The sequence below is a fragment of the Agromyces sp. Y182 genome, from assembly GCF_059445385.1.
Map to the genome: position 1 here is coordinate 2894089 of NZ_JCAIUF010000001.1, position 17924 is coordinate 2912012.

19 protein-coding genes are annotated in these 17924 nt (G+C 68.4%); 13 read left to right on the forward strand and 6 right to left on the reverse strand.

Features of this window, described 5'->3' with window-relative positions; all coding sequences use genetic code 11:
- The first annotated feature begins 1 nt into the window (after position 1).
- The 9 genes from AC1C2R_RS13315 to AC1C2R_RS13355 all read left to right on the forward strand — a co-directional run bounded on the left by AC1C2R_RS13315 (position 2) and on the right by AC1C2R_RS13355 (position 6276).
- Positions 2–370, forward strand: coding sequence for a holo-ACP synthase (locus tag AC1C2R_RS13315; protein ID WP_495352964.1), 369 nt, complete (start codon positions 2–4; stop codon positions 368–370).
- Positions 367–1512: an alanine racemase gene (gene alr / locus AC1C2R_RS13320; RefSeq protein WP_495352965.1), complete on the forward strand. Its 1146-nt coding sequence runs from the start codon at positions 367–369 to the stop codon at positions 1510–1512. Before AC1C2R_RS13315 ends, alr begins: the two co-directional genes overlap by 4 nt.
- Positions 1512–2057, forward strand: a complete 546-nt coding sequence (tsaE, locus tag AC1C2R_RS13325; protein ID WP_495380223.1) for a tRNA (adenosine(37)-N6)-threonylcarbamoyltransferase complex ATPase subunit type 1 TsaE — start codon at positions 1512–1514, stop codon at positions 2055–2057. The genes alr and tsaE overlap by 1 nt, the downstream gene beginning before the upstream one ends.
- Before the next feature lie 10 nt (positions 2058–2067).
- On the forward strand, positions 2068–2703 hold the full coding sequence (gene tsaB, locus AC1C2R_RS13330; RefSeq protein WP_495380224.1) for a tRNA (adenosine(37)-N6)-threonylcarbamoyltransferase complex dimerization subunit type 1 TsaB: 636 nt from the start codon (positions 2068–2070) through the stop codon (positions 2701–2703).
- Positions 2700–3290: a GNAT family N-acetyltransferase gene (locus tag AC1C2R_RS13335; RefSeq protein ID WP_495380225.1), complete on the forward strand. Its 591-nt coding sequence runs from the start codon at positions 2700–2702 to the stop codon at positions 3288–3290. Before tsaB ends, AC1C2R_RS13335 begins: the two co-directional genes overlap by 4 nt.
- On the forward strand, positions 3287–4390 hold the full coding sequence (gene tsaD, locus AC1C2R_RS13340; RefSeq protein ID WP_495380226.1) for a tRNA (adenosine(37)-N6)-threonylcarbamoyltransferase complex transferase subunit TsaD: 1104 nt from the start codon (positions 3287–3289) through the stop codon (positions 4388–4390). Before AC1C2R_RS13335 ends, tsaD begins: the two co-directional genes overlap by 4 nt.
- 105 nt (positions 4391–4495) lie before the next feature.
- Positions 4496–4990, forward strand: coding sequence for a DUF4190 domain-containing protein (locus AC1C2R_RS13345; RefSeq protein ID WP_495380227.1), 495 nt, complete (start codon positions 4496–4498; stop codon positions 4988–4990).
- A gap of 7 nt (positions 4991–4997) precedes the next feature.
- Entirely contained in the window at positions 4998–5741 is a 744-nt protein-coding gene (locus AC1C2R_RS13350) for a DUF4190 domain-containing protein (RefSeq protein WP_495380228.1), read from the forward strand.
- Positions 5742–5751: 10 nt separating this feature from the next.
- Positions 5752–6276 (forward strand): DUF4190 domain-containing protein, encoded by a 525-nt coding sequence (locus tag AC1C2R_RS13355; protein WP_495352972.1) that lies wholly within the window; start codon positions 5752–5754, stop codon positions 6274–6276.
- Between the two features lie 120 nt (positions 6277–6396).
- On the opposite strand, the gene AC1C2R_RS13360 is transcribed toward AC1C2R_RS13355, so the two are convergent.
- Positions 6397–7584 carry a class I SAM-dependent methyltransferase gene (locus AC1C2R_RS13360; RefSeq protein ID WP_495380229.1) on the reverse strand — a complete coding sequence of 396 codons (1188 nt, stop codon included), beginning with the start codon at positions 7582–7584 and terminating at the stop codon, positions 6397–6399.
- Positions 7585–7735: 151 nt separating this feature from the next.
- Here AC1C2R_RS13360 and groES point away from each other — a divergent pair, with 151 nt between their 5' ends.
- The 3 genes from groES (at position 7736) to AC1C2R_RS13375 (ending at position 10697) form a co-directional block, all read left to right on the forward strand.
- Positions 7736–8032 (forward strand): co-chaperone GroES, encoded by a 297-nt coding sequence (gene groES, locus AC1C2R_RS13365; RefSeq protein WP_495380230.1) that lies wholly within the window; start codon positions 7736–7738, stop codon positions 8030–8032.
- A 147-nt stretch (positions 8033–8179) separates the two neighbouring features.
- Positions 8180–9136, forward strand: coding sequence for an EamA family transporter RarD (gene rarD / locus AC1C2R_RS13370; protein WP_495380231.1), 957 nt, complete (start codon positions 8180–8182; stop codon positions 9134–9136).
- A gap of 256 nt (positions 9137–9392) precedes the next feature.
- Positions 9393–10697, forward strand: a complete 1305-nt coding sequence (locus AC1C2R_RS13375) for an ABC transporter substrate-binding protein (RefSeq protein ID WP_495380232.1) — start codon at positions 9393–9395, stop codon at positions 10695–10697.
- Positions 10698–10918: 221 nt separating this feature from the next.
- Here the strand turns inward: AC1C2R_RS13375 and AC1C2R_RS13380 are convergent, their stop codons facing one another.
- From AC1C2R_RS13380 to AC1C2R_RS13395, 4 genes are read right to left on the reverse strand one after another with little or no spacing between them, the layout of a single operon-like run.
- Positions 10919–11692, reverse strand: coding sequence for an ABC transporter ATP-binding protein (locus AC1C2R_RS13380; RefSeq protein ID WP_495362949.1), 774 nt, complete (start codon positions 11690–11692; stop codon positions 10919–10921).
- Positions 11679–12590 carry an ABC transporter ATP-binding protein gene (locus tag AC1C2R_RS13385; RefSeq protein ID WP_495380233.1) on the reverse strand — a complete coding sequence of 304 codons (912 nt, stop codon included), beginning with the start codon at positions 12588–12590 and terminating at the stop codon, positions 11679–11681. The genes AC1C2R_RS13380 and AC1C2R_RS13385 overlap by 14 nt, the downstream gene beginning before the upstream one ends.
- Positions 12580–13560 (reverse strand): branched-chain amino acid ABC transporter permease, encoded by a 981-nt coding sequence (locus tag AC1C2R_RS13390; RefSeq protein WP_495362947.1) that lies wholly within the window; start codon positions 13558–13560, stop codon positions 12580–12582. Before AC1C2R_RS13390 ends, AC1C2R_RS13385 begins: the two co-directional genes overlap by 11 nt.
- Positions 13561–13573: 13 nt before the next feature.
- A complete protein-coding gene (locus tag AC1C2R_RS13395; protein WP_495380234.1) occupies positions 13574–14824 on the reverse strand; it encodes a branched-chain amino acid ABC transporter permease in 1251 nt (416 codons plus the stop codon).
- Between the two features lie 338 nt (positions 14825–15162).
- Between AC1C2R_RS13395 and guaB the strand changes: the two genes are divergently transcribed.
- Positions 15163–16665: an IMP dehydrogenase gene (guaB, locus tag AC1C2R_RS13400; RefSeq protein WP_495380235.1), complete on the forward strand. Its 1503-nt coding sequence runs from the start codon at positions 15163–15165 to the stop codon at positions 16663–16665.
- A 97-nt stretch (positions 16666–16762) separates the two neighbouring features.
- Here the strand turns inward: guaB and AC1C2R_RS13405 are convergent, their stop codons facing one another.
- Positions 16763–17920, reverse strand: coding sequence for a MalY/PatB family protein (locus tag AC1C2R_RS13405; protein WP_495380236.1), 1158 nt, complete (start codon positions 17918–17920; stop codon positions 16763–16765).
- Positions 17921–17924: the final 4 nt, after the last annotated feature.

The window sequence follows — 17924 nt, forward strand, 5'->3', positions numbered from 1 at the left end:
GGTGATCGCGGGGATCGGCATCGATGTCGTCGACATCGCCCGGTTCGAGCGTTCGCTGGCGCGCACTCCCGCGCTTCGCGACCGGCTGTTCGCCGAGAGCGAACGCGACCGCCCTGCGCGATCGCTCGCCGCGAGATTCGCCGCGAAAGAGGCGCTCATCAAGGCGCTCGGCGGTAACCCGGTCATCCGGTGGCACGACATGAGGGTTGTGCAAGACGAGCACGGCAACCCCGATTTCGAGCTGTCGGGCGCGATCGCGCAACTCACCCGTGACCTCGGCATCGATCGGGTCCACGTCACCATGAGTCACGACGCCGGCATCGCGAGTGCGTTCGTCGTGCTCGAGAACGGGGCGGGAGGCGCCTCGTGAACGGGCCGACGGATGCCCCGGTGAGGCCGTTCCGCGAAGCCGTCATCGATCTCGAGGCCGTGCGCGGAAACGTGCGCAGGCTCGCCGCGGTCGTGGCGCCGGCGCTGACGATGGCCGTCGTGAAGGCGAACGCCTACGGGCACGGCGCGGTACCGGTGGCCCGGGCGTCGCTCGCAGGCGGCGCCGACTGGCTCGGTGTCGCCGACATCGACGAGGCACGGGCGCTCCGCGAAGCGGGCATCGATGCGCCGCTCCTCGCGTGGCTCCACGACCCGGGTGCGACGTTCGGCCCCTCGATCGAGCGCGACATCGACCTCGGCGTCTCGTCGATCGCTCAGCTTCTCGCCATCGCGGATGCCGCGGCATCCGTCGACCGCGTGGCGGCCGTGCACCTGAAACTCGACACGGGTCTCAGTCGCAGCGGCGTCGCCCCCGAGCACTGGCCCGAGGCGGTCGCGATCGCGGCGGGGCTCGAGGGTGCAGGCCGCATCCGCGTGCGCGGCCTGTTCAGCCATCTCGCGAACACCTCTCCCGATGAGGATGCGCGCCAGCTGGCCGCCTTCGAGCGCGGCCTCGAGCAGGCAGCGGCGGCGGGACTGCGCGCCGAGGTGCGCCATCTCGCCTCGACCGCGGGAGCGCTGCGCGTGCCCGCCGCTCGTTTCGATCTCGTGCGCATCGGCATCGGCGCGTACGGCATCCCGCCGTTCGGCGACGGTACGACTGCGGCCGATCTGGGGCTGCGACCCGCCATGACGCTCCGCGGCCGCGTCGCTGCTGTGCGCCGCGTCGAGCCCGGAACCGGTGTGTCGTACGGCCACATCTGGCGCGCTGCGCGTGCGACGACGCTCGCCCTCGTGCCGCTCGGGTATGCAGACGGGGTTCCCCGCCAGGCGTCCGATCGGGCAGAGGTCTGGATCGCGGGCGCGCGCCGCCCCGTCGTCGGCCGCATCGCGATGGACCAGTTCGTCGTCGACGTCGGCGACGACCGGGTCGAGGCGGGTGACGAGGTCGTGCTCTTCGGCGACCCCGAGACGGGCGCACCGTCGGCGGACGACTGGGGCGATGCCGCAGGCACCATCGGCTACGAGATCGTGACCCGGATCGGCCCGCGCGTGCCGCGCCGCTACCTGGGCGGGGCGTGATGCGGTTCGAGGTGATCGACACCCCGGCGATGGAGTCGTTCGGTCGTGAGCTCGGGGCCGTGCTGCGCGCGGGCGACGTCGTCGTGCTCACGGGGCCGCTCGGCGCGGGCAAGACCACGCTGACCCGCGGTATCGGCGCGGGCCTCGGGGTGCGCGGGCGCGTGCAGAGCCCGACCTTCGTGCTCGCTCGCACCCATCCGAGCCTCGTGGGCGGCGCCCCGCTCGTGCACGTCGACGCCTATCGGCTCGGCAGTGCTGCACTGCTCGACGACCTCGACCTCGACTTCGATCGCTCCGTCGTCGTCGTCGAATGGGGTGCCGGACTCGTGGAGGACGTCACCGATTCATGGCTCGAGGTCGTGATCGAGCGGCCGACTGGCGCGAGCACCGCGGATGCCGCGGCGCCGGTCGGCGGCGCGGGCGGCATGGATGCCACGGCCGGCGGCCTCGACCGCACCGCACTCGATGCCGACGAGCCGCGAACGGTCACGGTGATCGGCCGCGGGCCCCGCTGGGTCGCCACTCAGTACGCCGCGCCCGCGTAGGCTTGAGGCCATGCTCCTCGCGATCGACACCTCGACGGGCACGAGTGTCGCCGTCGTCGATCGAGATGGCGTCAGCGGTGAACTGCGCTGTCTCGTCGAGACGGGTACCGACGACACGATGCGCCACGCAGAGGTGATCGGCGGATTCATCCGTGACGCGCTCGCCGGCGCCGGCGTCGAACCACGAGACCTGTCGGGTGTCGCGGCGGGAATGGGACCCGGGCCGTTCACCGGCCTGCGCGTCGGCATCGCCGCAGCACACGCCTTCGCGCTCGGCATCGGCCGCCCGTTCGTTCCGGTCGTGAGCCACGACGCGATCGCCTTGGCCCGGTACCGCGCGGGCGACGCCGGCCCGCTGCAAGTGGTCACCGATGCCCGGCGTCGCGAGTTCGCGATCTCCGAGTACGACGGACTCGACGGTGACGGACTGCCGGTGCGGGTCAGCGGCCCCGAACTCGCGCCACGCGACGAGGTGCCCGCGCCACGCGGCATCCGCTTCGATGCCGCGATCGTCTCGGCGGGCGCGGTCGGCATGCTCGCCGAACTCGCTTTCGCCACCGGTCGCCTGCCGCTCACGCCCGACGAGCCGATCTACCTGCGAGCACCCGATGTCACCCCGTCGGCCGGCAAGAAGGTGCTGCGATGAGCGTGTTCATGCGACGTGCGACGAGCGACGATCTCGAGCGCATCATGGTGCTCGAGCGCGCGACCTTCGAGGCCGATGCCTGGCCCGAAGACGCCATGCGCCGTGAGATCGAGAGCGAGCACGGCTACTACCTGGTGGCCGTCGACGACCGGATCGAAGCCCAGCGCGACGCTCGCCCCGATGCCGATGCCGATGCCGATCCGGAAGCCGATGGCGATCCCGCCGGCGGCCTGCTCGGCTACGCCGGCCTGCTCGCTCCGGCCGGCGGCGGGCAGGGCGACATCCAGACGATCGCGGTCGCGCCGTCGACCCGGGGCATCGGCCTCGGTCGCGGCCTCATGCACGCACTCATCACCGAAGCTCGGCGCCGTCATGTCTCGGAGCTCTTCCTCGAGGTGCGCGCCGACAACCCGATCGCCCGTGCGCTCTACGACTCGCTCGGCTTCGAGGAGATCGGCGTGCGCCGTGGCTACTACCGGCGCGGCATCGACGCGGTGCACATGCGGCTGACGGTGCCGCCGGCGGTCACCCGCCCCGCCGACGACGCGGGCGAGCGCGCTGCTGGCGGCGCAGGGGTGACCCGATGAACCGCGACGCCCCGCTCATCCTCGGCATCGAGACCTCGTGCGACGAGACCGGTGTCGGCATCGTGCGCGGCACGACGCTCCTCGCCAACACGATCGCCTCATCGATGGAGGAGCACGCCCGATACGGCGGCGTCGTGCCCGAGATCGCCGCGCGTGCACATCTCGAGGCGCTCGGGCCCACGATCCGGGCGGCGCTCGCCGAGGCATCCGTCACCCTCGCCGATCTCGACGCGGTCGCGGTGACGAGTGGCCCCGGCCTCGCGGGCGCGCTCATGGTCGGCGTCGGCGCCGCCAAGGCGCTGGCCATCTCGCTCGACGTGCCGATCTACGCAGTGAACCATCTCGTCGGGCACGTCGGCGCAGATCTGCTCGACACTGCGGCTCCGCTCGAAACGCCCACTGTCGCGCTGCTCGTCTCGGGCGGGCACACTTCGCTCCTGCTCGTGCGCGACCTCGTCTCCGACGTCGAGCTCCTCGGCGAGACCATCGACGACGCCGCGGGCGAGGCGTTCGACAAGGTGGCGCGGCTCCTGGGGTTGCCGTACCCCGGCGGGCCCGAGATCGATCGAGCCGCGATCGGCGGCGACCCGCGAGCCATCCGGTTCCCACGCGGACTCACCCAGCCCAAAGACCTCGCGGCGCACCGCTACGACTTCAGCTTCTCGGGCCTGAAGACCTCCGTCGCTCGATGGGTCGAGCAGCGCGAAGCAGCCGGCGAGCCCGTGCCGGTCGCCGACGTCGCTGCGAGCTTCCGCGAAGCGGTCGCCGATGTGCTCGTGACGAAGGCCGTCGCGGCGTGCACCCGACTCGGTGTGCCGCGCCTGCTGCTCGGCGGCGGCGTCGTGGCGAATGCCCGCCTGCGCGAGTTGGCCACCGAACGAGCGGATGCCGCGGGCGTCGCGTTGCGCATTCCGCCGCTGTCGCTCTGCACCGACAACGGCGCGATGATCGCCGCACTCGGCGCGCAACTCGTGATGGCGGGGCATCCGCCGTCGACGCTCGACTTCGGTGCAGACTCGACCCTGCCGGCGACCGAGATCCAGATGGCGGCCGAGTCCGCGTCGTCACGTGCGTCGGAATCCGTGCAGCCCCGTACGTAGCGCGATAGTGTGATCACGAGACCGGATGCCGCTGTCGTTGACAGCGCCCGGGAGCGCCTGTCATCGTGGCGGGGTCGTATTCCACAGCATCGAGGAGAACCCACCGTGACCGATCCGAACCATCCTGAGCAGCCCGACGGCGCAGTGCCGCCGGTGCCGCCGGCCGAGACGCCTGCCGCACCGGTTCCGCCCGCCCCGCCGGTTCCGCCCGCTGCTGCACCCGTTCCTCCCGCAGCGCCCGCGGCGCCCGCGTACGGTCAGCCGGCACCTGCCGCGCCCGCCTACGGTCAGCCCGCGCCCGCGGCGCCCCCCTACGGAGACGCGTCGGCCAAGCCGTCGCAGGTGCTGAGCATCCTCTCCCTCGTCGGTGGCATCGTCGGCCTCGTCGCTTCGTTCTTCTACTTCGGCCTGCTGTTCTCGATCGCCGCCGTCGTGCTCGGCTTCATCGCGAAGAAGAAGGAGCCGGCCTCGAAGGGCATGTGGCTCACCGGCATCATCCTCGGTTTCGTCGGCATCCTGATCGGCGTGATCTTCATCATCATCGCGATCATCGCCTTCGCGGTGCTCGCCAACTACGGAACGACCTACGGGTCGTACTGAGGCAACCATGAGTGATCCCAAGAACCCCGACGTCCCAGAGGTGCCAGACCTCCCCGAGGTGCCGGCCGAGCCCGAGACGCCCAGCGTTCCCGAGCCCGAGCTGCCCGACGCCCCCGAGCCCGAGATTCCGAGCGCGCCCGAGCCCATCGTGCCGGTCGACGCCGCTGCGGCCGCTCCGGCATCGTCGACACCCGACGTGCCCGAAGTGCCATCGGCGCCCGAACCGCCGGCTGCTCCAGAGCCACCTGCACCGCCCGCACCACCGGTGCCCCCCGCGGCACCGAGCTACGGAGCTCCGACGCCCCCGCCGCAGCCTCCCTACGGCGCTCCCGCCGCAGGCGGCCAGCCGGCGGCGCCCGGCTATGGTGCTCCCGAGCAGCCTGCATATGGTGCGCCCGCCCAACCTCCCTATGGCGCACCGGCGCAGCCGGCGTATGGCGCACCCGCCTACGGCACTGCCGCACCGACGAGGGCGACACCCGTGCTCAGCCTGATCTCGCTCATCGCGGGCATCGTGGGGCTCATCGGCTTCTTCGTCGTCTTCATCCCGTTCGTCGGTGGGGTGCTGCAGCTGTTCATCCCGGCTGCGGCCGTCGTGCTCGGCTTCCTCGGCAAGAAGAAGGAGCCTGCTGCGAAGGGCATGTGGCTGACCGGCATCATCCTCGGTTTCGTCGGCATCGCCATCGCGCTGCTGTCGTTCGTGCTGTGGGGCATCGTCTTCTCCGGCTACGACAGCTATTACGGGTACTGAGGAGCGATCCATGGTTGAGCGCGAGGGGGTTTCGCCCGACGGCGAGACCCCCGACCGCTCTCCTGGGGCTCGCGACGACGGGTCGAACGGGGCGAGCGACGAGCGAGCGAGGTCGTTCGAGCCCTTGGCGCCGTTCCAGCCCGCCGAACCGACGTTCCGTGCCGATCCCGCGGTGCGGGAGTTCGACGTCCCGTTCGACACGGGTCAGCTCCGATCGATCTCCACCGGGCAACTGCTCATCGTGCATCGGCCGGGATCCGACCCGACCGAAGCGGTCGAAGAGCAGACGCAACGGCGGGTGTTCAGCTGGATCGCGGCCGTCGCCGGCACCATCGGCGCCGCGGCATCGCTCTTCGTGGGCTGGATGCTGCCGCTCTCCATCGCCGCGATCGTCTTTGGCGTGCTCGGCCTTCGCCGTGAGGAACGGGGGCGCACGCTGGCATTCGCCGGCATCGGCACCGGCATCGCAGGGCTCGTGTTCTCGGCCGTCTGGATCGGCTATTACGCGATCGTCTTCGGTGCTCTGCCGCACTGACGTCGTGCCGCGCTGAGGTCGTGTCGGGCTGAGGCCCTGACTGCCGTGCCGACATGCGACGGCCGACGCTTCACGCGATGACGACGGGCGGGTGGCCCCGGCAATTCGGCGAGCGTCGGCTCAGATCCGCTCGACGAGCAGGGCGACGTGCCGGCCTGCTTCGCGGGTCAGCACGATGGTCGCAGAGGCCGCGCCGCGCAACTTCAACCGGGTGCGCAGCCGGGCGGGGTCGACATCGGTGCCGCGCTTCTTGATCTCGAGTGTGCCGATGTCCCGTTCCGCCAACGCCTGTCGCAGCTGGCGCTCGTCGGCGGGCAGCCGTTCGAGCACGCGGAACCCGCGAGCGAACGGCGAGTCGAACGCGGTGTCGGCAGTGAGGTACGCGATGCCGGAGCTGAGCATCCACGCGCCGTGCGCACGGGCGAGATCACCGATCAGCCGCGCGCGAATGACGGCACCGTCGGGCTCGTACAGGTAATCGCCGAGCGGCCCGACCGGAGCGTCTTCGCTGTCGGCACCCGCCGTGAGTTCTTGGGCGGCGTCACCCCGGATGACGAGGGCGGCGCGGCGAATGCCGGGACGGGCGACCGATCCGAACCAGACCCCGAGCTCGACGAGGTCGCCGTCGACCGAGACCCACTGCGCCTCTGCTCCTGCGGGGATCACGCCGCGATCGGTGCCGGGGCCGAGCTTGACTCCGACGGGCATGCGCTCACCCAGCCCGAAGGCGAAGTCGAGCGAGGGGGAGTAGTCGGCGGCATCCGTGATTCTCGTCGTCGTGCCGCCTGTGGTCGTTCGTCGCGCCGGATCGAGCCACGCCCCGTCGATGCCGCCGAGGGCGACCTGCTCCGCCTGCTCGTGCAGCACTCGCACCCGGGGAAAGGGCGTGAGATTGTACGCTGCGATCGCTGCGGTGACCTCGTCGGCCTCGGCGGCCGTGACCTCGAGGTCGATCGCCGCCATGGCGAGGGCATCGCCCCCGATGCCGCAGCCGAGGTCGGCCACATGGCCGACACCGGCCCTCGAGAAGCGTCCGGCGTGCAGGGCCGCGACCTTCAACCGTGTCGCCTGTTCGAGGCCGGCTTCGGTGAAGAGCATCCGCGAGGCGAACGGGCCAAACTTCGCCTCGGCCTTCGCTCGGAGCTTCGCCTGGCTGAGCACGGCAGCCACGAGACTGGGTCGATGCCCTTGCTTGCGAAGGTCGGCGACGGTCTTGACGATGTCGGCCTTCGAGTCCCAGTCGGGCAGCCCGTCGAGCAGCGTGAGGCCCTCTGGCGAGAGCAGTTCGACGAGTTCAGCGCGATCCACCCGGCCACGCTAGCATCGCGTCGCGGCAGCGTTCGCCTGTGGCTGAACGGGCTGGCACTCACGTTGCACGAGTGCCAAATCGCGCCTAGACTCGGTTTAGCACTCTCGCTCTGAGGCTGCCAACCAGTCTTCGTCAAGAAAGAGGTCAACCGTGTCGGTTTCCATCAAGCCGCTCGAGGATCGCATCGTCATCAAGCAGGTCGAGGCCGAGCAGACCACCGCATCGGGTCTGGTCATCCCCGACACTGCCAAGGAGAAGCCCCAAGAGGGCGAGGTCGTGGCAGTGGGCCCCGGTCGCATCGATGACAACGGCAACCGCATCCCGCTCGACGTCGCAGTCGGCGACAAGGTGATCTACTCGAAGTACGGCGGCACCGAGGTGAAGTTCGACGGCGACGACCTCCTCGTCCTGTCGGCTCGCGACGTGCTCGCGGTCGTCGTCCGCTAAGGCGACACGATTACATTCGAGGCCCGGATGCCCCAGTGGGGCATCCGGGCCTCGTCGTCGTTCGGGCGAGCGGATGCCGCGGCATCCGCTCACCCGAACCTCTTGCCCGCCGCTCTCGTCATCCCCACCCGGGCGTAGTCTGTGCTGGTGTCATCCCGCTCCGAGACCGTGCCATCCGCCTCGACGACTCCGACGGCGGGAGTGAGCCGCTCGGGCCTCTTCTTCGCGATCGGCGCCTACGGCTTCTGGGGCTTCCTCCCCATCTACTTCATCGCGCTCGCCCCTTCGGCGCCGTTCGAGATCGTGGCCTGGCGGGTGCTGTTCTCGATCGTCTTCTGCGCCCTGCTCATCACGGTCACGCGCGCGTGGCGGCCGCTTGCGGTGCTCTTGCGCGATCGCCGCATCGTGCTCACGATGGGGCTCGCCGGTCTCCTCATCTTCATCAACTGGCAGACCTACGTCTACGCGACGCTCTCCGGCCAGGTGGTCGAGGCTGCGCTCGGCTACTTCATCAACCCGATCGTGACGGTCTTCCTCGGCGTGCTCGTGTTGCGCGAGCGCCTGAACCTCACCCAGTGGATCGCGGTCGGCATCTCGATCGTCGCGGTCGTGGTGCTCGCGTTCGGATACGGCCAGTTGCCGTGGATCGCACTCGTGCTGGCGTTCTCGTTCGGCTTCTACGGACTCATCAAGAAGCGCGTCGGCCCGAAGGTCGACGCGGTCTCCGGACTCACGATCGAGACCATATGGCTCGCACCGCTCGCCGTGGTGCAGCTCGTGTTCGTCGCCATGACCACGGGGCTCACGATCGGCACGGTGAGTGTGTGGCACACGGTGCTGCTGATCGGCCTCGGCGCGGTCACCGCGGTGCCGCTCCTGCTCTTCGCGGCGGCTTCCCGACGACTGCCGCTCATTTTCATGGGCTTCATCCAGTATTTCGCGCCATTCATCCAGTTCCTCGTCGGAGTCGTCGTGCTGCACGAGCCGATGCCGCTCGAGCGCTGGATCGGCTTCGGGCTCGTCTGGGTGGCGCTCATCGTGCTGACGGTCGATCTGTTGCGCGGCGTTCGCGTGTCGAGACGGCTGGTCGTCGAGCCCGCGTGACCCGTGTCCCGAGCGGGCCGGGTGGCGAACCGGTGAGCGGATGTCGCAGGCGCGCGATTTTCGCGTGAACGGGCGGTTTCTCGCTGATTCCGTGCGCCGAATCAGGGGGAGGTGTCGGCGAGATAACGATTGCCGCGGTGTTACATGGTTGTGACCGCCCTGACTTGTTTCCGCCATTGGCGCGGAATACTGTCAAACAACGGCGTCACCATGGCGCTGCATTGTGTACCAATTTCCTTCAGTCCCAAGGAGCAACATGAGCGTATTCGCGAAGGCCTCGGCCTCGCGCTCGGCTCGCGCAGCCTGGACGGGCATCGCCATCGCTGGCGTCAGTGCCCTTCTCCTCACCGCGTGCAGTTCGGGTGCCCCCGCCCCCGCCGATTCCGACGAACCTGCCGACACCGGCGACGCGCTGCCCATCGCCGAGGGCGAGCGCGACCTGTCGCTCAAGCTCGGAACGATCCTTCCGCAGAGTGGTGCGCTCGCGTTCCTCGGCCCGCCCGAAGAGGCCGGCGTTCAGCTCGGTGCCGATGACGTCAACGCGGTCGCGGACTCCGGTCTCGGCGTCGAGATCATCTTCCGCGACTCGGGTGACACCACCACCGACACCGCGACCGTCTCCGTGACCGACCTCCTCTCGCAAGACGTGTCGGCCATCATCGGTGCAGCGTCGTCGGGCGTCTCGAAGACCGTCATCGACCAGATCGTCGCTGCAGGAGTCATCCAGTTCTCGCCGGCGAACACTTCGGCCGACTTCACCGAGTACAACGACAACGGACTCTTCTGGCGCACCGCTCCCTCCGACGTGCTCCAGGGCGAGGTGCTCGGCAACCTGATCGCCGAAGACGGCAACGCGACGCTCGGCCTGATCGTGCTGAACGACTCCTATGGCACGGGTCTCGCGGAGTTCACCAAGACCGCCTTCGAGGCGGCCGGCGGTGAAGTCGTCGCAGAGGCGCTCTTCAACGAGGGCGACTCGAGCTTCGATGCCCAGATCGCTGAAGTGACGGCTGCCAACCCCGACGCGATCGCACTGATCACGTTCGACCAGGCGAAGATCATCACGCCGGCGCTCGTCGGTGCGGGCTACCCGAATGACCAGCTGTACTTCGTCGACGGCAACCTGTCGGACTACAGTGCAGACTTCGCCCCCGGCCTCGTGGCCGGTTCGAAGGGCACGCTCCCCGGTCTCGACACTGGAACGCTCGGTGACTTCACCGACCGTCTGCTCGAGGTCGACCCCGCGCTGGCCGACTTCAGCTACGCGGCTGAGTCGTACGACGCGGTCGTGCTTCTCTCGCTGGCGGCGTACGCGGCCAACAGCACCGAGGGCCCCGAGATCGCCAAGTACCTGCGTCAGGTCTCGGGCGGCTCAGGCGACGGCGAGAAGGTCACGAGCTACGAAGAGGGCGTCGCGCTCCTCGAAGAGGGCAAGCAGATCGACTACGACGGCCCCTCGGGCCCGATCACCTTCGATGAGAACGGAGACCCGACGGAAGCCACCATCGGCATCTTCCAGTACCTCGACGACAACACCTACGAGCGCATCGGTGACGGCTGATCCGCTGAGTGAGTGAACGACAGGGCCCCGACTTCGGTCGGGGCCCTGTTGCGTGCGGTGGCGGTGTGCGGTGGTTGCGTGCGGTGGCGGCGTGCGGTGGCTGCGAGTGCCGGCTGCGAGTGGTGCGGGGCCCGGGTTTCGGCCGGGACCTTCGCGGCAGCCGTGGCATGCGAAGAGGGGCGGATGCCGCAGCATCCGCCCCTCTTCGTGTCGTGCCGTGCTCAGTCGTCGTCTTGGCCCAGCGTTCCCAAGTAGAGGCCGATGACCTTCGGGTCGTTCAACAGCTCGCGGCCCGTGCCGTGGTAGGCGTCGCGGCCCTGGTCGAGCACGTATCCGCGATCGCAGATCTGCAGGCAGCGGCGTGCGTTCTGCTCGACCATGATGGTCGTCACGCCGGCCTTGTTGATCTCCTTGACCCGGAGGAACGCCTCGTCTTGCCGCACGGGCGAGAGCCCGGCAGAGGGCTCGTCGAGCAGCATCACGTGGGGACCCATCATGAGTGCGCGCGACATGGCGACCATCTGCCGTTCTCCGCCCGAGAGTGAGCCGGCACGCTGGCCGAGACGCTTCGCGAGTTCAGGGAAGATCTCGGTGACGAACTCCAGCCGCTCCTTGAGGCCCTTCGGCTTCAGGTACATGCCCATCTCGAGGTTCTCCTGGATGGTCAGCGAGGGGAACACGTTGTTCGTCTGCGGGACGAAACCGACGCCCTGCGCGACGAGTTTGTTCGCCTGGAGGTTGGTGATCTCTTCGCCGTGCAGGTAGATGCCGCCTTCGCGCACCTTCACGAGACCGAAGATCGCCTTCAGGAGCGTCGACTTTCCGGCGCCGTTCGGGCCGATGATGCCGATGAGCTCGCCGGGCGCGGCCGTGAGCGAGCATCCGTTGAGGATGTTCACTCCGGGCAGGTACCCCGCGACGACGTTGCGCACGTCGACGACGAGATCGGTGGCCGGCGGCTCGGCGACCGCCGGTGCTGGGCTACTGTTCGTCATCGATGAGCTCCTTCAGTACTTCGATGTGCTCGCTGTCGGTGCTGCCGAGGTCGGCATCGTGGTGGGCCCCGAGGTACGCGTCGATGACTGCGGGGTTTTCCATCACCACGTGGGGATCGCCCTCGGCGACGACACGACCCTCGGCCATCACGATGACCCAGTCGGCGATGTGGCGCACCATGTGCATGTCGTGCTCGACGAAGAGCACGGTCATGCCCTCGGCCTTGAGGTTCAGGATGTGGTCGAGCAGCGACTGGGTGAGCGCGGGGTTCACCCCGGCCATCGGCTCATCGAGCATGACCAGTGTCGGGTCGCTCATGAGCGCCCTGGCCATCTCGAGGAGCTTCCGCTGCCCGCCCGACAGGCTCGCCGCGTAGTCGTCCTTCTTCGCGTCGAGCTTGAACCGGGTGAGGAGATCGAGCGCCTTCTCTTCGATCTCATCGTCTTGCTTGCGCCAGAGCGAGGGAATGAGCGAGCGGAACAGATTCTCACCGATCTGGTCCTTCGCGCCGAGCTTCATGTTGTCCATGACCGACAGGAGGCCGAGCGACTTCGTCAGCTGGAAGGTGCGGATCAGGCCCATGCGTGCCACGCGGTAGGCCGGCACGTGGGCGAGCGGTCGTCCTTCGAACGACCAGGTGCCCGTGTCCGGCCGGTCGAATCCGGTCAGGAGATTGAAGAACGTGGTCTTGCCGGCACCGTTCGGCCCGATCAGTGCGGTGATCGCGCCGCGCGGGATCTCGACGTGCTCGACGTCGACGGCGATGAGGCCGCCGAACGTTCGCTTGACGCTGTCGGCGACCAGGATCGGGTCGACCTTCTTGACTCCGGGCGCCGGGTCGCCGACGTGGAGCCCGGTCGACTTGACCGGCTTCGAGGAGGCTTGTTCATTTGACAAAAGCGAGCTCCTTTCGGTTTCCGAGGATGCCTTGTGGCATGAACACCACTATCAACATGATCGCCACTCCGACGAGGATGAACCGGATCTGACCGGCCTGCACCTGCGTCATGAAGGGCAGCCACCCGGCCTCGACTGCACGGGCGATGAAGCCCGAGAAGAACGAGAGCAGCACCCAGAACACGATGGACCCGAGGATCGGCCCCAGGATGGTCGCGGCCCCGCCGAGCAGCAGGATCGCGTAGATGAAGAACGTGAGCGTCGGCTGGAAATACGACGGCACGACCGCGCGTGGCATGACGAATATCATGCCGGCGAAGGTGCCGAAGAGACCGCCGATGATCAGGCTCTGCATCTTGTAGGAATACACGTTCTTGCCGAGCGCGCGCACCGCGTCTTCGTCTTCACGGATGCCCTTGAGGACGCGGCCCCACGGGCTGCGCATGAGGAGCCACGTAAGCACCACGGCGATGGCGACGATGATCCACGCGAGCACGAGGAAGAACCAGACGCGATTGTCGAAGATGAACGGGCCGAAGCCGTATCGCCCAGGCGGGAACGGGTTGAACGCCAGGAGCCCGGTCTGGTACTCCGAGAGTCCGTTCGCCGAGCCCGTGACCGCTTGGAATTCGTTGGTCGTGAAGATCAGCCGCAGCACCTCGGCGGCGGCGATCGTCACGATTGCGAGATAGTCGGCGCGCAGGCGCAGCGTCGGGATGCCGAGTACGAGCGCGAACACGATGGATGTCGCGACCGCGGTGAGGATGCACGCCCACACCGGCCAGCCCAGCCTGAGAGCCGGGATCGCATATCCGTATGCGCCGAGCAGCATGAACCCTGCCTGACCGAAGTTCAGGAGGCCCGTGAAGCCGAAGTGGATCGCCAGACCCAGTGCGGCGAGTGCGTATGCAGCAGTGGTCGGGCTGATCAGCTCGACGGCCGCGTTTCCGAAGATTGCTCCCCAGTCCATGGTCTTCCCCTTCCTATCCGATTCGCTCTCGACGACCCAGGATGCCCTGTGGTCGGAACAACAGCACCACGATCATGATGACCAGCGCACCGACGTACTTCATGTCGCTCGGCAGCCACAGCGTCGACAACTCGACGAAGAGTCCGACGATGACGGCGCCGAGGAGTGCACCGAAGGCGGTGCCGAGGCCACCGAGCGTCACCGCGGCGAAGACCAGCAGCAGGATCTGGAAGCCCATGTCCCAACTGACACCCGGCCGGAAATACGCCCAGAGGATCCCCGACAAGCCGGCCAGCGCTGAGCCGAGTACCCAGACGATGCGGATGACGAAGTTCACGTCGATGCCGCTCGCGGCGGCGAGGCTCGGATTGTCGGAAACAGCCCGGGTCGCCTTCCCGATGCGGGTCCGCAACAGGAAGTAGGCGACGGCGAGCAGCACGACGACGCTGGTCGCCATGCTCGCAACGTCGATCCAGCTGAGCGAGATCGGGCCGAGCGAGAATCGGGCGACGCCCGTCGCGCCGACGAGCTGCTGGGTCTGGCCGCCGTAGAAGTACTGGTAGGTGTACCGCAAAGCGAGCGACAGACCGATGCTGACGATCATCAGCGGGATGAGACCGAGGCCCTTCTTTCGGAGAGGTTTCCAGATCGCAGCATCGAGTCCCCAACCGAGCAAGCCGCTGAGGATCACCGCGATGATGATGGCGAGCCAGATAGGCAGCGCGAGAGTGCTCCCCAAGGTCAACGTCATCAGCGCGCCGAACGTGATCAGCTCTGCGTGGGCGAAGTTGGACAATCCCGTGGTGCCGAAGATCAGCGAGAGCCCGACCGCCGCCAGCGCGAGGAGCAACCCGAAGTTCAGCCCGTTCACTGCACGTTCCAAGAACTGGTCCCAGAAGCTGACGGTGACGCGCTCGCCCTGGCCGAGGAAGAAGTTCACCGACGCGTTGCGCGTCAGCCCGAACGTCGCCTCGCGCTCTGCGCCGCCCTCCTCGGCGACGATGACACCCTCGGGAAGCGTGTCCTCGTCGAGCGTGACGATGAAGGTGCCCTCCTTCTCGGGCACTCCCACCTCCCACCGTCCGTCGGCGTCGGTCTCGGTCTCGGCCTCGAAGCCGTTGCCCTCGACCGTGATCTGGACACCCTCGAGGGGTTCACCGTCGTACTGCACGTTTCCACGGAAGTGGTACTCGAACTCCGTTTCGGGCTCTTCTGTTGGCTCTGCCTGCTCGGTGGCCTGGGCCGTACTCCCATCCTCCGCCATCGCAGGGGACGCTGCGATGCCGGACAGAGTGAGTGCGGACAAAAGGATTCCGAGGAGGACGAGCCACCTCCTTGGAGACCGTTGGGCGAGCATTCGTGTGGGTTTCACTGCACCTCCAAGGGCGCCCCTCGGGCTTGGTGGCCGTCGGGGTTCGGTCCTTACTGTCGACAACGTCGTCGACAGTACGTGCCGATTATGTCTCATACGTTTCACAGATGAGGCAAACGGCGTTCGATTGTTATCCGGGAATGGCTCGGATGCAAACTCGCTTAACATTGGTATCGCGGGCCTGACCCATGGCGCGCGGTACTCGGGCAGAACTCGACGCGAGGAGCGATATGGACCAGGCCGACCCGTTCGGACTCACAGGACTCACCTACGATGACGTCCTTCTGCTGCCTGGCCACACCGATGTGATTCCGAGCGAAGCCGACCCCACCTCGCGCCTCACCCGTCGCATCAGCGTTGCGACGCCGCTGCTCTCGGCTGCGATGGACACCGTCACCGAAGCGCGCATGGCGATCGCGATGGCACGCCAGGGCGGCATCGGCATCCTGCACCGCAACCTCTCGATCGCCGATCAGGCCGAGATGGTCGACCGGGTCAAGCGCAGCGAGTCGGGCATGGTCTCCAATCCGGTGACGACGACGCCCGAGGCATCCGTCGCCGACGTCGACGCCCTCTGCGCGACGTATCGGGTCAGCGGACTGCCGGTCGTCGACGCCGATGGCAAGCTCGTCGGCATCATCTCGAACCGCGACATGCGCTTCGTCTCCGACTTCGAGAAGCCCTCCACCTCGGTGAGCGAGGTCATGACCAAGATGCCGCTCATCACGGGCCGCGTGGGCATGAACCCCGACGAGGCGCTCGCGATCTTCGCGAAGCACAAGATCGAGAAGCTGCCCCTCATCGACGACGACGGTCGCCTGACGGGCCTCATCACCGTCAAGGACTTCGACAAGTCGGAGCAGTATCCGAATGCCACGAAAGACAGCGAGGGTCGGCTCAGGGTCGGCGCCGCGATGGGGTTTTTCGGCGACGCGTGGGAGCGTGCAGAGGCGCTGCGCGACGCCGGGGTCGACGTGCTCGTCGTTGACACCGCCAACGGTGAATCGGCCGGCGTGCTCGACATCATCCGCCGTCTGAAGACCGATCCGACGTTCGCGCACATCGACGTCATCGGCGGTAACGTCGCGACCCGCGAGGGTGCACAGGCGCTCGTCGACGCGGGCGCCGACGCCGTCAAGGTCGGCGTCGGTCCCGGTTCGATCTGCACCACGCGCGTCGTCGCGGGGGTGGGCGTGCCCCAGATCACCGCCGTGTACGAGGCATCCAAGGCCACGAGGCCCGCCGGCGTGCCGCTCATCGCCGACGGCGGCCTGCAGTACTCGGGTGACATCGCGAAGGCGCTCGTCGCCGGCGCCGACACGGTCATGCTCGGTTCGCTGCTGGCCGGTACGGCCGAGAGCCCGGGGGAGCTCGTCTTCCAGAACGGCAAGCAGTTCAAGGCGTACCGAGGCATGGGGTCGCTGGGCGCACTGCAGACGCGCGGCCAGAAGACCTCGTACTCGAAAGACCGCTACTTCCAGGCGGATGTCCCGTCTGACGACAAGCTCATTCCCGAGGGCATCGAGGGCCAGGTGCCCTACCGCGGCCCGCTGTCGGCCGTGGCGTACCAGCTCATCGGCGGACTCCGCCAGTCGATGTTCTACGTCGGGGCGCGCACGATCGCAGAGCTGAAGACCAAGGGCAAGTTCGTGCGCATCACCCCGGCGGGGCTCAAGGAGTCCCACCCGCACGATGTGCAGATCGTCGTCGAGGCGCCGAACTACACGAGGTGAAGGTCAGCGCGGCGCAGCGGAGCTGCGACGCGCTTCCTTCACAAAGGCGGTAGCCGTAGCGCCGCGAAGCGCCGGCGCGCAGCGCCGCGACCACCGTTCAACCGACCCTCGCGTCCGCCAGCCGCGTGACCGCCTCGCTCAGCACCTCCGGTGTGCAGGCGAAGTTGAGCCGGGCATGCCCGCGGCCGACGGTCGTGCCGAACGTCGGGCCGATGCCGAGGGCGACCTTGGCGTGCTCGAGCGCGTAGGCGGCGGGGTCGTCGCCCCAGCCGAGAGCTGAGAGGTCGAGCCAGGCGAGGTAGGTCGCGTCGGGCATGCGGTAGCGCACTCCCGGCAGCTCGTCGGCGATGAGTTCGGCGAGCAGCCGCCGGTTGTCGTCGAGGCTTGCGAGCACGCCGTCGAGCCACGGCCCGCCCTCGCGGAACGCCGCGATCGAGGCGATCGACCCGAACTGGCTCATGCGCCACTCGACCTCGTACGGCAGTGCGGCGCGCACGCGATCGCCGCGTTCGCTCGCTGTCACGATGAGCGCCGCCTTCAGGCCGGCGATGTTGAACGCCTTGCTCGCGGCGGTCACCGCGACGCCGTACTCGCGGGCCTCGTCGGAGACCGTGAGGAACGGCGTGTACGAGACCCCCGGCTGCACGAGCGGTCCGTGCACCTCATCGGAGACGATCGTGACGCCGTGCCGGGCGGCGATCGCGGCGAGGGCGGCCAGCTGCGCGGCATCCGGAACCAGGCCGATCGGGTTGTGCGGGTTGCAGAGCACCATCGCCCGGGCACCGGCCGCGAACGCCGCGTCGATGCCGTCGAGATCGAGGGACCAGCCCTCGTCGATGCCGCCGAGCATCGGCACCTCGACCACTCGCCCGGATGCCTCGGTGACGAGGTCGAAGAACGGCGGATAGATCGGCGGGGTGATCACGACGCCGTCGCCCGGGACGGTGACCCGGCGCAGCACCTCGACGATGCCCATGCTGACGTCGGCCGTGCACGTGACGCGAGCCGGATCGACGTCCCAGCCGAGTCGCGCGGCGGCGAAGCCCTGGAACGCTTCGGCGACGGGCAGGCTCCCCGCCGTGTACCCCGTGTCGGAGCGGCGGATCGCCGCGTGCAGGGCCGCCGCGATCGGCTCCGCGAGCGGGAAGTCCATCTCGGCGACCGGCAGCGGCAGCACGTCATCGGCGTAGAGGCGCCACTTCGCACTGGTTCTCGTGCGGAGTGCGTCGAGGGGCTCTGCTGCGGTGCGTTGCATGCCT